This window comes from Citrobacter sp. Ce119 (assembly GCF_030334525.1).
Classification (GTDB): Bacteria; Pseudomonadota; Gammaproteobacteria; order Enterobacterales; family Enterobacteriaceae; genus Citrobacter; species Citrobacter europaeus.
In genome coordinates, this window is the sequence record NZ_JAOWDR010000060.1 from 400,982 (window position 1) to 414,732 (window position 13,751).

The following is a 13,751-nucleotide window of genomic DNA, read 5'->3' on the forward strand; positions in this document are numbered from 1 at the left end:
CTGTGGCAGAACGCACAAATTTATTCATAAAGAGAATAATTATCCCGCGAGGCAAAACGAGTTCGAGATTACCCGATCGTTCCGGTCATTGCGAGTGATTTTACGTGATTTCTTATAAGAAAAATTGATACAGAAAGTGAATAATCGGTATTGTATAAATTAAGAACAATTGGGATAAAAAAGACGCAACTTACTCATTTTTAACGTGAATAAGATGACAGGAGAATGACAGCCACAATGATGAAATATCAGTAAGCATCATCAGGGAATCAGAAGTATCCCTGATGATGTTAATTACTCTGCGTTATTTGTTTAAAAATTGTTTGTTTTTGCCCGGCAGGTAATTCGCAAACAGAGTCACTAATCGGTCGCTTAAAGGCGTCATTAGCCACCAGGGCAGACCAATCAGGACGACCGTCATGGAACCGATCACGATATCGGTGAGCCAATGAGCACCAATCATTACGCGCGGGAAGGCAAAAACCACAGCAATAATAAGGCCGATTATTCCGGCGGTTTTTCCGAAATAACGCAGCATAAATGCGGAAAAAATAAGCAGCATCATACCGTGATCGCCGGGGAAACTGTCTCTGGACGCATCTTTGGTCGGAATATGCAGCAGTTCGCTGACGCGGTAAATATTATCCAGCATCAGAGTGGGGCTGGCGCGTTTAACCGGAATAAGCGCCTGACCTAACTGATTTAATACCACTGCGGTGAGCAGCATAACCAGACCAATAGCGACAATGCGTCGGCGACCTTCCGACGTCTCTTTCAGCCAAAAATGCAGCATCAATGCGCCCATTGCCAGCAATGAGCAGCCATCAAATGCCCGGTTATTGGTAATAGCAACAATCCATAAGAATAGCGGACTTTCCACCAGCTTCTGATTAAAGAAGCGGAAAACGCCCGTATCTATTGAAGACCAGATCCCATGCCCGGCAGGAAGATACCAGGAAAGAAACAGCGCCAGGCCCGCGATATTAAGCAGGAGGATAAGAGGGTATCGGGTTTTCATCGTCATTTACCATTGCTATAAAACGAAGGCAACCTTACGCGCTGGCGTCTAAACGAAGTCTCAACAATGCGCTCTGTAACGCATTCCAGTCGGTCTCGGTATCGGAGATGAGTTCAATACGACTATCCGGCGGCGCGACGTTTTGCGTCTCAATGTGCCAGTCGTCTCCCTGGCGGTTAATGCGCACCAGTCCCTCTTTTATACGCATTACACCTTTCACGCGCCCAACAGGAGCAAGACGCGACCACTCCAGCAGACCGATGGTATCGAATACCGTATCGGCGTCAAAAATCCAGCCGCAGGCCTGATGGCCCTGACCGCTGTTCAGGCTGCGCCGCCAGCGCTGCTGCGCCGGAAGACTCAACGCCGCCAGCCCCTTTTTGTCGGCATGACGATGATTATGCTCCGCGCTTGTCGGAAGCTCCGCAAGGTTGAGTCGGGGTAAATCCAGTAGCTGCCCGTCAATTTTCCCATGGTCGGCATGAACCAACTGGCGATTGCCGCCGTAGTGTTGCCACCAGCTTTGCAGGGCATTTTCGCTTTCCATCGTGGCCCGGTCGGCTTTGTTGGCAACAATGATATCTGCGGCGGCCAGCTGATCGCGGAAATTGTCATTGGCGACGCTTTTTTCATCCAGCAACAGGCGGGGGTCAAGGATACAGAGAGTTGCGCGCAAGTCGATCCACGGCTCGTAAACCGGCGCGGTGAGTAAATCCAGAATCTGTTTGGGATGTCCGAGGCCGGTGGGTTCAATCAGCAGACGGTCGGGTTTTCCCTGACGCAGCAGCGTATTAAGGCCTACCTGCATTGGCAGACCGTTAACGCAGCACATACAGCCGCCGGGGATCTCTTTTAGCAGTGCGCCGCTGTCGGCCAGCAGTGCGCCATCGATGCCTACTTCGCCAAACTCATTGACCAGCACGGCCCACTTCTCTGCGGGATCTTTGTTCGCCAATAGATGAAGAATAGAGGTGGTTTTGCCACTGCCGAGAAAACCAGTGATGAGATTGGTTTTAGTCACATTTACTCCAGAATCATAAATTACCGTAATGGCATTTAACAATCCTGGCGAAAAACGGGGAAAAAGAGAAGGGGTGGGAGGACGAAGACGTGCTTCGTCCTGCTTAATGGCAGAAATCGTTAATTTTTTAACGTTTCAATGACAGCCTGATGCGCGCCGTATTGGGCAATACGCTGCCAGGCCTGCTGAATGGCCGCGACAAACTGCGGATTCTGTACGAGATCGGCGGCGAAAATCTCATGCAGTGAAAGCAGGGCGCTGACGCGTTCTGATTCAGTGCTCTGTTTAACCAGAGCGGCAATTTTCTCACTTAACGGGTCACGAATATCAATCGCAGTGCCTGAATCATCCACGCCGCTCACGTAGCGCATCCAGCCTGCGACGCCGAGCGCCAGCAGCGGCCACTCGCTTTGACGTGCTAAATGTACGCGGATCCCTTCCAGCATGCGCTGGGGTAATTTCTGGCTACCATCCATCGCTATTTGCCAGGTTTTGTGTTTCAGCGCCGGGTTGGCAAAGCGTTCCAGCAGGCTTAAAGCATACTGGTCTAAATCCACATCGGTAATTTGCAGCGTGGGGGCCTGTTCATTGAGCATCAGCCGGTAAGCGGCTTCACGAAATGCGCTGTCCTGCATACAGTCGCTGATGTGCTGGAATCCGGCCAGATAGCCGAGATAAGCAAGGAACGAATGGCTACCGTTCAGCATCCGCAGTTTCATTTGCTCCCACGGCAACACGTTTTCGACCATCTGGACACCCGCGGTTTCCCATTGCGGACGACCACACACAAAGTTGTCTTCAATCACCCATTGGATAAACGGTTCGCAACTGATTGCGCAAGGATCGGCAACACCCAGCTCGTGGGCGATTTCAGCCAGCGACTCGTCGGTGGCGGCGGGAACAATCCTGTCCACCATGGTTCCCGGAAAACTGACGTGCTCCTGGATCCAGTGCGCCAGCTCAGGTGAGCGTTTTTCCGCCATTCCCAGTACGGCATTTTTTACCACATGGCCATTGTCCGGGATGTTATCGCAGGAGAGGACGGTAAATGGTTGCAGCCCGCGTTCACGTCGGCGGTGCAGCGCTTCTACAATTATTCCGGGCGCGGAGTGCGGTTCAGCCGGCGTCTGCATATCGTGAATAATTCGCGGATTAGAGAGATCCAACGATCCCGTCGCCGGATCGATACAGTAGCCTTTTTCGGTGATAGTTAACGAGACAATCGCCACCTGAGGCTCGCAGAATTTTTCAATAATGGCCGCCAGCGAATCCAGCGTGGCGTTCAGACACTCGTTAACGGCGCCGATGACGATGGGCTGATTGCCGTTTGCTCCTTTTTCTAACACGGTAAATAAATGGTCCTGTTCGCGAAGCTGACGCATCAGCCGATCGCCGCTGAACAGGCTGATCTCGCAAATTCCCCAGTCTCCACCCTGCGCGTTCAGCACCCTGTCGGTTAATAACGCCTGATGGGCGCGATGAAAAGCACCGAAACCAAAATGCACAATCCGCGTTTTTAATTGCTGGCGGTCGTACTGCGGCATCATGACATTTTCCGCCAGTGGCGCTGAGGCAATAGTTTTCATTTAATACACCTGATTAACCATTAATTAACAATGGCAGTATAAAGTTATATGACAGCAAATTGAATTGGTGTGCCTCATTTATCAGGGGAATGTGAGCTGGATCAATCAATGACCGGCCATCTGTTGATCATCCATGGGATGCCTGTATGGTAGTCATCATTCAGGTAGTTTAATTTGGTATAACAACTTGTGAGGTGAAGCAATGGAACAAACCTGGCGTTGGTACGGACCTAACGATCCGGTATCGCTTGATGATGTGCGTCAGGCTGGCGCAACGGGTGTTGTGACTGCCTTGCACCATATTCCTAACGGTGAAGTGTGGCCGGTAGAAGAGATTCAACAGCGTCAGGCCATTCTGGCTGAAAAAGGGCTGACCTGGTCGGTGGTGGAAAGTATTCCTGTTCACGAAGATATCAAAACGCGTTCAGGCCAGTACCAAACATGGATTGCCAACTATCAGCAGAGTATCCGTAATCTGGCGACCTGCGGCATTGATACTGTGTGCTATAACTTCATGCCGATCCTCGACTGGACGCGTACTGACCTGGAATATCAGTTGCCAGACGGCTCCAAAGCGCTACGTTTTGACCAGATTGCTTTTGCGGCCTTCGAACTGCATATTTTGCAACGCCCGGGAGCTGAAGCGGATTACACCGCAGAAGAACAACGTCAGGCGCTGGACTACTTCAATGCCATGAGCGATGCCGCAATTGAAAAGCTAACCCGCAATATCATTGCCGGACTGCCCGGCGCGGAAGAGGGCTATACGCTGGATCAATTCCGTGCGCGCCTCGCTGAATATGACGGCATCAGTAAAGACGATCTGCGCGATAATATGGCGGTATTCCTGCGGGCGATCGTGCCAGTGGCAGAAGAAGTGGGCGTGCGCCTGGCTGTGCATCCTGACGATCCGCCGCGTCCGATCCTTGGCCTGCCGCGCATTGTTTCGACTATCGAAGATATGCAGTGGCTGAAAGAAACCGTCGACAGCATCAATAATGGTTTCACCATGTGCACCGGCTCTTACGGCGTGCGTGCTGATAACGATCTGGTGAAAATGATCGAAACCTTTGGCGATCGAATCCACTTCACGCATCTGCGCTCCACCTGCCGTGAAGATAACCCGAAAACCTTCCACGAAGGTGCGCACCTGCAGGGCGATGTGGATATGGTATCGGTGGTCGCTGCCATCCTGAGTGAAGAACAGCGGCGTAAAAAGGCGGGCGATTTGCGTCCTATCCCGATGCGTCCGGATCACGGACACCAGATGCTTGACGATCTGCACAAGAAAACCAACCCCGGCTACTCCGCAATTGGTCGTCTGAAAGGGCTGGCGGAAGTTCGCGGCGTTGAGCTGGCGCTGAAACAAACTCAGTTCCGCGATCTGCTGTAAGACTTACCACAGGGATTGCGCCACCGGCGCGATCCCTGTTATTCAGCAAGGCTGCGTCAGCGCCTGCTCCAGTACCGACAGTACCCTATTAATCTGCTGTATCTGCAACCCGCCAAAGCCAAAAAACATCACCACGTCGCTGTTCTCCTTACGCCATGCGGTTTCTGACCCATTTTCTATATCCGCCAGAGTGTCAAACCGGATCCCAGCCTGCAGGCAGCGTTGTTGCAGCCTGGCTATCGTATCGGGGTGTCTTTCAACGCGTAACGAGAGATGCAGACCCGCCGTTGCGCCAGCGATTTTCCCTGTGGGAAACAGCGCGGAAAGGCCATCGCGTAACTGGTTGAGGCGCGCCGCATAGCTGCTGGCCAGCTTGCTGATATGCGTATAAAACACCTGGTTTTGCATTAATTCGGCTAAAAATTGCTGCAACAACCACTGACTGCCGTTGTTATTGAGCGCTTTCATATTCTGTACCGCCGGGAGCAATTCATCAGGGCAAATGAGGTAGCCAAGACGCGCCCCCGGTCCCAGCGTTTTAGAAAATGTCCCCATGTAGATAACCCGGTTGTGATAATCCATGGCTTTCAGCGCAGGAAGGTGATTCTCGCCATAGGTAAAAACAGCGTCGTAGTCGTCTTCTATGATATAAGCGCCGACGCGCTGTGCCCACGTTAATAATGCCTGACGGCGCTCCAGCGAAAGTACGCTCCCCATCGGATACTGGTGGGCCGGCGTCACATAGCAAAGCTGAGTTTCATATTCAGGTAAATTATCTGTTTGCAGTCCGTGGTTATCTACGGCAATTGACGTAATGTTTGCGCCGTAATAATTAAACAGATGCCATGCGCCAGAATAACAAGGGGATTCGGTCACAACGTGGCATTTTTTTTGCTGGCTGACGGCATGATGAATAATAAATATCTGACTCAACAGCGACAATCCTTCCTGGATCCCGTTGGTAATAATGATGTTCTCTGCCCGGGTATTAATGCCACGAGATAAATTAAGGTATCTGACCAGTTGTTCACGCAGTGAAAATAATCCGTTTGGTGAATGATACCGGGTAAGCAATTGTTCTTTAAGTACGCTTGGCGCGTTATTCCATTTTCGCCAACTGGCCCAGGGAAAAGCATTGGGATCGGGGACGCCCATCCGGCAGTAACACTCCCGCCCAGGCTCTGCGTAAACATCGGTAGAGACCCCGGCTGCTTTGGGTGTTACTGGCGGAGAGCCCTGGGACATGGGAACATGCGCAGGCGGGATACGAACAGGCGTGGTGAATATCACCTCATAGCCAATGCCGTGTCGGCTCTTAATTAACCCAGCCGCCATAAGCTTATCATAGGCCATCACGACCGTTATTTTGGCTACATTCAATACCTGAGCCTGCTCGCGAATAGAAGGGAGTTTATCTCCACGCAACAAATCTCCCTGCTGAATAGCCTGTAAATAAAATTGAAATATCTGCAACTGTAGCGGAGTACGGCTTTCTCTATTGAGAGTCAGTGTGAGCATGAGAAAATCCTTATTTATAGATGGTCACTATATTACGAATTTCTGCTCTTTACTATTTGACGAATCTCATAGAGTGATTGCTGTTCCTATACTCTGCCTGCGCTGTCTCTATTTTTGATTTTTATTATCACTTAGCGTGTCGCTATTAAAAAAATGGAGGCTAGCATGTCGTGGATAAGAAAAAATGCACTGTGGTGCGCATTCGTCGGAGCGGTAGTCATGGCCCTGGCGATTTGGGGAACGTGGCAAGGCGTTCATTACACCAGTACTACCGGGTTTTGTTTATCGTGTCACTCGATGCGCACGGCTGGAGAGGAATATAAAACCAGCGTGCATTTTCGCAATGCCTCTGGCGTGCGTGCGGAGTGTAAGGATTGTCATATTCCGCCGGGCATCGTGCCAACGTTGGTTCGTAAAACGCAAGCCTTAAACGATCTCTACCACACCTTTATTTCTCCTTCGATCGATACCCCCGAAAAATTTGCCGCAAAACGGGCGGAGCTGGCCCAGCGGGAATGGGCGCGCATGAGCGCGAATAATTCAGCGGCGTGTAAATCCTGCCACAGCTATGAGGCGATGGATCACGGCAAACAATCGGCAAATGCGGCGGCACAAATGACCGCGGCGGCGGAAAAAGACAGCAACTGCATTGATTGCCACAAAGGAATTGCCCATCACAAACCCGATATGAGCAGCGGTTTTCGCGATCGCTTTAAGCAGCTACAGCGTCAGGATGCGTCGTCATCGCAGGCGAGCACGCTGTTCTCGTTAAGTGAAAAAGCACTGACGGCAACGGCAGGAAGCCCCGCAGGCAAAGCGCTGTTATTTCCCGCCACCGAGGTCAAGGTGCTGCAAAAAGAAGGCAGTAACGTGCAGGTCGAAATCACGGGCTGGCGTGAAACCAAAGGACGCGGGCGGGTGATCACCCAGTATATGGGTAAGCGCGTGTTTTCCGCCGTTCTCGATGACTCCCTGATGGCTAACGTAAAAGTGCTACAAACCCAGGTCGATCCTGACTCACATCAGGCCTGGCAGCAGGTGAGCGTCACCGCCTGGACCTCCGGGCAGGATCTTATCAGCACGCTTGAGCCCATCTGGGAATACTCAGATCAAATGCTGCAATCCACCTGTAGTGCCTGCCATAGCACTCCTCCTCCCACCCGTTATACCGCTAACGGCTGGATCGCCGGATTGAAAGCGATGTCGACCTATTACCGTCTTAACCCGGTGGAGGAGCGTACGTTGCTGAAATACCTCCAGACCCATGCCAGCGATGTGTCTCAACCCATTAAAAAGTAAGGATAATGTATGGATATTCATGACTTTAATCCGTCTCGCCGCCGTTTTCTGAGCGGTATGCTGGCAGTGGGCGCTGCCAGCGCCCTGGCGCCCAATCCGTTGATATCAAAAGTGTGGGCGGCGGGAGAAAACCCCGAACAGTGGATCCAGTCCGGCTCGCATTATGGCGCTTTTGAAGCCAAAGTGGTCAACGGCGAGTGGACAGAGACCCGCCCATTCAAACATGACAAATATCCCTGCGATATGCTGAACGCGGTGCGGGAAGTGGTCTACAACCCTTCGCGGGTACGCTACCCGATGGTACGTCTGGACTGGCTGCGTAAGTGTGAGAAATCGGATCGCAACCAGCGCGGAGATAACCGTTTTGTGCGGGTAAGCTGGGATCGGGCGCTGGATCTGTTTTACGAAGAGCTGGAGCGGGTGCAAAAAACCTATGGCTCATCAGGCGTATTTACCGGGCTCGCCGACTGGCAAATGGTGGGCAAATACCATAAAGCGGGCGGGGCGATGGACCGGGCACTGGGCTTGCATGGCAGCTATGTTACGACCGTTGGTGACTACTCTGCGGCAGCGGCGCAGGTCATTTTGCCGCATGTCATCGGTTCGCTGGAAGTTTATGAGCAACAAACGTCACTGCCGCTGGTTATCGAGAACAGTAATACCATTGTGCTGTGGGGATGCGATCCGATCAAGAATCTGCAGATCGAGTTTTTGGTTCCCGATCACGATGCGTTTGGCTACTGGCAGCAAATTAAAGAGGCGGTAGCGCTGGGGAAGATGCGCGTTATCAGCGTTGATCCGGTACGCAGCAAATCGCAAAACTATCTTGGCTGTGAACAACTGGCGTTGCGACCGCAAACGGATGTCGCGTTAATGCTGGCGCTGGCGCATACCCTGTACGAAGAGAAACTGTACGACACGGCGTTTATTACCGATTACACCGTCGGCTTTGAACAGTTTTTGCCGTACCTGCTGGGTGAGAGTGATAAACAGCCGAAAAACGCCGAATGGGCGGCGGAAATCTGCGGTCTGACGGCCGGGCAGATCCGTGACTTTGCCCGCCTGCTGGTCAAAGGCCGGACACAGTTTATGGGCGGCTGGTGCGTACAGCGCATGCACCATGGTGAGCAGTATCCGTGGATGCTGGTGGTGCTGGCCAGCATGGTTGGACAAATTGGCTTGCCAGGCGGCGGCGTAGGGTTTGGCTGGCACTATAACGGCGGGGGGACGGTGACATCCGCCGGTCCCGTACTTTCTGGGTTGGGGAGTATTGCTAATCCTCCACCGGCGAAATATAAAGCGGATTTTCGCGGCGCGTCTGAGCATATCCCCACCTCGCGCATCGTGGACTGTCTGCTTGAGCCGGGCAAAAAAATTGCCTTCAACGGCGCAACGTTAACCTGGCCTGACATCAAAATGGCGATCTACAGCGCAGCCAATCCGTTCCATGCGCAGCAGGACAGAAACCGCATGATCGACGCGTGGAAGAAGCTGGAAACTGTGGTGGTGTTGGATCATCAATGGACCGCGTCGTGCCGTTTTGCCGATATCGTCCTGCCCGTTACCACTCGCTTTGAACGTAACGATATTGAGCAGTTCGGTACGCATTCGAATAAAGGGCTGATGGCGCTGCATCAAATAGTCAAACCGCAATATGAAGCGCGGCATGATTTCGACGTATTTGCCGGGCTGTGTAAGCGCTTTGACAAGGAGGCTGTGTACCGTGAGAACCGGGATGAAATGCAGTGGATACAGGCGCTTTATGACGAAGGTGTGAAGATGGGCGCATCACTCAGCGTCTCCTTACCGGACTTTACAACGTTCTGGCAGGGGGAAGGATATATTGAATATCCGCCAGGGCAGCCGTGGGTGCGTCACGGTGAGTTTCGCGACCAGCCAGACCTTAATCCGCTGGGAACGCCGTCAGGTCTGATTGAAATCTATAGTAAAACCATCGCGGGCTTCGCCTACGAGGACTGTCCTGGGCATCCGGTGTGGATGGAGCCATTTGAGCGTAGCCATGGCGACAAAACAGATAAATTCCCGCTGCATCTGCAATCCTGCCATCCGGATAAACGTCTGCATTCCCAGTTGTGCTCAAGCGAGGCGTTTCGCAATACCTATGCGGTTGCCGGGAGAGAGCCGCTTTATATCAGCGAACAGGATGCCATCGCGCGTGGCTTGAAAGCCGGTGATATTGCCCGCGTCTTTAACGCGCGTGGCCAGGTGCTGGCAGGCGTGGTTGTCAGTCCGGATTTTCCACCCGGCGTGGTCCGCATTCATGAAGGGGCGTGGTACTCCCCGCAGGAAGGAGGAAAAGCCGGGACGTTATGCACCTATGGCGATCCGAATGTGCTGAGCGCGGATATCGGTACTTCACAGCTGGCGCAGGGCCCTTCAGCGCATACCGTGCTGGTGGAGGTCGAGCGTTATCAGCAGAAAGCCCCGCAGGTAACGGCATTCGGTGGTCCGCAGACAGTGAAAGAGGAGGGGACAAGTGCAGCATAATCAAATTCATCAGCAACGGACGGCGATCTATCAGTGGTTTTCACAGTTGCTATTTCGTGAGCTGGACGAAAAACAGCTCGCCAGCCTGGAAAATGGCGATAACCGGGCGTGGATTGCCTCACTGGCGGCAATTCCCGGATTGTCTGTCGAGGTTAAACATTTTGTGCGTAGCCTGGAGCGGGTTCTGCGGCGTGACTCCCGGCAGTTGGAGCTGGCGGCAGATTTTGCCTCGCTGTTTATGCTGTCTCCGCCTGCCAGTGTTTCTCCCTATGCAGGGCACTATCCACATACGACAGCTGCGGCAGAACGTCGGCAAATGAATGTGCTGTTGGTTGAACAAGGGCTGGCGGCGCGGGAAAATGAATCCTCCGATCATATTGCTGTACAGCTGGCATTGATGGCGAGGATGGTTGCTAAAGAGGAGAAGCTCTCCACGCAATATTACTTTTTGCATCATCATATTATGTGCTGGGCGTCGTTGCTGCGCGATAGCTGCCTGGCGCGTGATGAAGAGGGGTTTTATCCTCAGGCGGTTAACCTGGTCGTGCGTTTTATGCGCAAGGATGAACAGTATCTGGAATCACTGCTGATGGATGATTTTTATCTCAGCAGCCAGCAGTGAATATAAAAAAAGGGACAACCTGTGCTGGCGGAGGTAAAGAACAGGCTATCTCGGAGAAAGAGTTCCGTTCATCTCATGCTCATCGCTTCAACGCCTGACTTCCAGTTAACACTTTTTTGCTGTTTAAACAAAAAACGCAGATGGTCAGGTGTGGGTTGGTCCGGCTGAAAATTGCCGACGTGTTTTCGTAAGGCCGGGAGAACCCGCTGGGATGCGGGTTCAGGGCGCGCTTTGCAGGGATGCTACCTCGCGCCCGGCCCGGTAGCCTGAAGAAATAAGCGGAGGGGACCACGAAGTGGCAATTTTCCCACCGGGAGCCGGGATTGTTAAGGGTACGGAACATTTTGCCAGAGACAACATGTCATTATCTTTGGTTCACCTGTAACGACAGGAGATTAATCTGCACGGCCCATATAGCGACGTTCTTCGATATGAATACGGATTTTTTCACCCGCGCTCAGATACTCAGGAACCTGGATCACCAGACCGGTGCTCAGGGTTGCTGGCTTGTTGCGCGCACTCGCTGAAGCACCTTTAATACCCGGTGAGGTTTCAACGATTTCCAGGTCTACGGTCTGCGGCAGTTCAAGCGCCAGTAGCTGGCCATCCCAGGTCAGGACCTGCATGTCCGGCATCCCGCCTTCCGGGATGAACAGCAGCTCTTCTTCAATCTGGTCTTTGGTGAAGGTATACGGGGTATAGTCTTCTTTATCCATAAAGACATATTCGTTGCCATCGACGTAGGAAAAATCAACGCCACGACGGCTCAGGGTGACGGTATCGACGATATCGTCGCCTTTGAAGCGCTCTTCAACTTTCAGACCGGTACGGACATCAGAAAAGCGCATTTTGTACAGCGTGGCTGCACCACGTGCGGACGGTGATTGAATATCGATATCTTTTACAATCAGCAGCTTGCCGTTGTAGTTCAGTACCATACCTTTTTTAATTTCGTTCGCTCTTGGCATCGAAAAAATCCTGTAGTGAGGAGTGTCTAAAATATCGCGTAAAACTACTCGCGCCGGGGCATTCAGGCAAGCGGAATTCATGCTTTTGCTGGTGCAAAAAAGGTGGTACTGTGCGCTTCCCACACAATCCGATGGTTTACGATAAAGAGAGTACTGTATGGAATGCCGTCCGGATTGTGGTGCATGCTGCACCGCGCCTTCAATCTCCAGTCCCATCCCCGGTATGCCTGATGGCAAACCCGCTAATACGCCATGCGTTCAGTTGGATGAATCCCTGCGCTGTAAAATTTTTGCATCACCGCTGCGGCCAAAAGTGTGCGCCGGTTTACAGCCCAGTGCGGAAATGTGCGGACAGACGACGCACCAGGCCATGGTTTATCTTATTGAGCTTGAAGCGCTGACCGCGCCTTAAACGTCCTTGATGCGCGCCAGGCACACGACGGTGGCGACGATCATCACCAGCGCAAACCAGAACACCGCGTGATAGTTCCAGATTTCAGCGGCAATCCCCGCCAGCGATCCGGCAATAATCCAGCCTACGCGAATGGTATTCGTGTAGAGAGTCGTGGCTGAACCTGCCTGTCCCGGCATTAGATCCTGAAAATAGAGCATGCCAATCCCGCCGAGGATGCCGATGTAAATCGCGTTCAGCAGCTGTAAGCCGAGCAATATCGCCGGAGAGTGAGCCAACAGCATGCCGGCATAAAAGAAGAATCCGGCGACGACGGCAATCCTCATCAACAGGCGTTTGCCCAGACGCTTAGCGAAGTAGCCGGCAATCAACATGGTTGGGATTTCCAGCCCTGCGGCGGTTCCCATCATGATGCCCGCCAGCTTTTCCGGCAGATGCAGTTCGTTGATGATAAACAACGGCATATTGATGATATAGAGACTGTTCGTGCCCCACATTAATGTGCAAATAACAAATAGCAAAAGCGTGTCGCGTCGATTGCGGCGCGGGGCCTCTACCGCGCCCGTCGCGAGAGGCACGTTTTTACTCATTGAGGGTAAGAACAGCCAGACCATTATGCCGCAAACAATAAACGCCACTGCCGCACTGAGATACATGACCGTAAAGCTGAAACCCATGGCCAGCGCGTAGGCCAGCGGTGGGCCAATCACCCAGGCCAGCGAAACCTGCGCACGTAATATTGAGCTGAACATGACGGCTTCCCGACCCGTACGGTCGGCGTGTTCGCGGGCGAGAGCAAACATTTGCGGGTTGGCAGTCGATCCAAAGCTGCTGAGGAATACCCCGATAAACAGCAGAATAAAATAGTTACGGTTCCAGGCGAACAGCACGCAGGCCAGCATCCCCAGCACGCAGCAAAACACAATCAGGTTTTTGCGATCGCCTTTTTTATCCGAGCGTCCGGCCAGAAACTGACTCACCAAAATGCCGATCACGGCGCTGCCGGTAAAAAAGAAACCGACCATGCCGGGACGGGCATGGACTTCATCCGTCAGAAAAAGGCTAAGCGTTGGCGTCTGCAACGCACCGGCGATACCCGTCAGAAATGCGACAAGCAGGAACGCCGAAGACGTTAAATCAAACGCCTTGGGTGTGGCGGCTACGGGGGTGTTATGCATGTTTTGATATCAATGATGTGAAGAGACGCGGAGTTTACGCTGCTTGTCAGAAAATAAACAGGGAGCCAAATCAAAATCGGCATCAAAAATCAAAATAGCATTTCAGTCAGAGAATGCCGTTTGCTGACGCTGCTGAATCTGACATGCTGACGCCGATTTTTCGTCAGCATTTTTTTCTCCCACGCAGAGAAAATGTGCGTTATCTCTAAATTCAGCAAGTAATTTGTC

11 protein-coding genes are annotated in these 13,751 nt (G+C 52.4%); 5 read left to right on the plus strand and 6 right to left on the minus strand.

Annotation, left to right across the window (positions count from 1 at the left end; all coding sequences use genetic code 11):
* Positions 1 to 304: 304 nt before the first annotated feature.
* From OGV80_RS22170 to OGV80_RS22180, 3 genes are all read right to left on the minus strand, one after another.
* On the minus strand, positions 305 to 1,024 hold the full coding sequence (locus OGV80_RS22170; protein WP_087052512.1) for a phosphatase PAP2 family protein: 720 nt from the start codon (positions 1,022 to 1,024) through the stop codon (positions 305 to 307).
* A 28-nt stretch (positions 1,025 to 1,052) separates the two neighbouring features.
* On the minus strand, positions 1,053 to 2,039 hold the full coding sequence (locus OGV80_RS22175) for a CobW family GTP-binding protein (RefSeq protein WP_047409913.1): 987 nt from the start codon (positions 2,037 to 2,039) through the stop codon (positions 1,053 to 1,055).
* Between the two features lie 119 nt (positions 2,040 to 2,158).
* The gene (locus tag OGV80_RS22180) at positions 2,159 to 3,625 is read right to left on the minus strand and encodes a mannitol dehydrogenase family protein (RefSeq protein WP_087052513.1); all 1,467 of its coding nucleotides are present in this window, start codon (positions 3,623 to 3,625) and stop codon (positions 2,159 to 2,161) included.
* Between the two features lie 202 nt (positions 3,626 to 3,827).
* Here OGV80_RS22180 and uxuA point away from each other — a divergent pair, with 202 nt between their 5' ends.
* Positions 3,828 to 5,018: a mannonate dehydratase gene (gene uxuA / locus OGV80_RS22185; protein WP_043016983.1), complete on the plus strand. Its 1,191-nt coding sequence runs from the start codon at positions 3,828 to 3,830 to the stop codon at positions 5,016 to 5,018.
* A 42-nt stretch (positions 5,019 to 5,060) separates the two neighbouring features.
* Here the strand turns inward: uxuA and pdxR are convergent, their stop codons facing one another.
* The gene (gene pdxR / locus OGV80_RS22190; protein WP_080624910.1) at positions 5,061 to 6,536 is read right to left on the minus strand and encodes a MocR-like pyridoxine biosynthesis transcription factor PdxR; all 1,476 of its coding nucleotides are present in this window, start codon (positions 6,534 to 6,536) and stop codon (positions 5,061 to 5,063) included.
* Between the two features lie 165 nt (positions 6,537 to 6,701).
* On the opposite strand from pdxR, the gene torC reads away from it, so the two are divergent.
* The 3 genes from torC to torD are packed head-to-tail and all read left to right on the plus strand — an operon-like array spanning position 6,702 to position 10,965.
* On the plus strand, positions 6,702 to 7,835 hold the full coding sequence (torC, locus tag OGV80_RS22195; RefSeq protein ID WP_043016981.1) for a pentaheme c-type cytochrome TorC: 1,134 nt from the start codon (positions 6,702 to 6,704) through the stop codon (positions 7,833 to 7,835).
* A 9-nt stretch (positions 7,836 to 7,844) separates the two neighbouring features.
* Positions 7,845 to 10,343, plus strand: coding sequence for a trimethylamine-N-oxide reductase TorA (gene torA / locus OGV80_RS22200; RefSeq protein ID WP_286515771.1), 2,499 nt, complete (start codon positions 7,845 to 7,847; stop codon positions 10,341 to 10,343).
* Positions 10,333 to 10,965 carry a molecular chaperone TorD gene (gene torD / locus OGV80_RS22205; protein WP_181231242.1) on the plus strand — a complete coding sequence of 211 codons (633 nt, stop codon included), beginning with the start codon at positions 10,333 to 10,335 and terminating at the stop codon, positions 10,963 to 10,965. Before torA ends, torD begins: the two co-directional genes overlap by 11 nt.
* Positions 10,966 to 11,360: 395 nt before the next feature.
* On the opposite strand, the gene yeiP is transcribed toward torD, so the two are convergent.
* Entirely contained in the window at positions 11,361 to 11,933 is a 573-nt protein-coding gene (gene yeiP, locus OGV80_RS22210) for an elongation factor P-like protein YeiP (protein ID WP_005129255.1), read from the minus strand.
* Positions 11,934 to 12,090: 157 nt separating this feature from the next.
* Here yeiP and OGV80_RS22215 point away from each other — a divergent pair, with 157 nt between their 5' ends.
* The gene (locus OGV80_RS22215) at positions 12,091 to 12,345 is read left to right on the plus strand and encodes a YkgJ family cysteine cluster protein (RefSeq protein ID WP_016153739.1); all 255 of its coding nucleotides are present in this window, start codon (positions 12,091 to 12,093) and stop codon (positions 12,343 to 12,345) included.
* On the opposite strand, the gene setB is transcribed toward OGV80_RS22215, so the two are convergent.
* Positions 12,342 to 13,523 (minus strand): sugar efflux transporter SetB, encoded by a 1,182-nt coding sequence (gene setB, locus OGV80_RS22220; protein WP_043016978.1) that lies wholly within the window; start codon positions 13,521 to 13,523, stop codon positions 12,342 to 12,344. The two genes, OGV80_RS22215 and setB, sit on opposite strands and share 4 nt — an antisense overlap.
* Positions 13,524 to 13,751 lie beyond the last annotated feature (228 nt).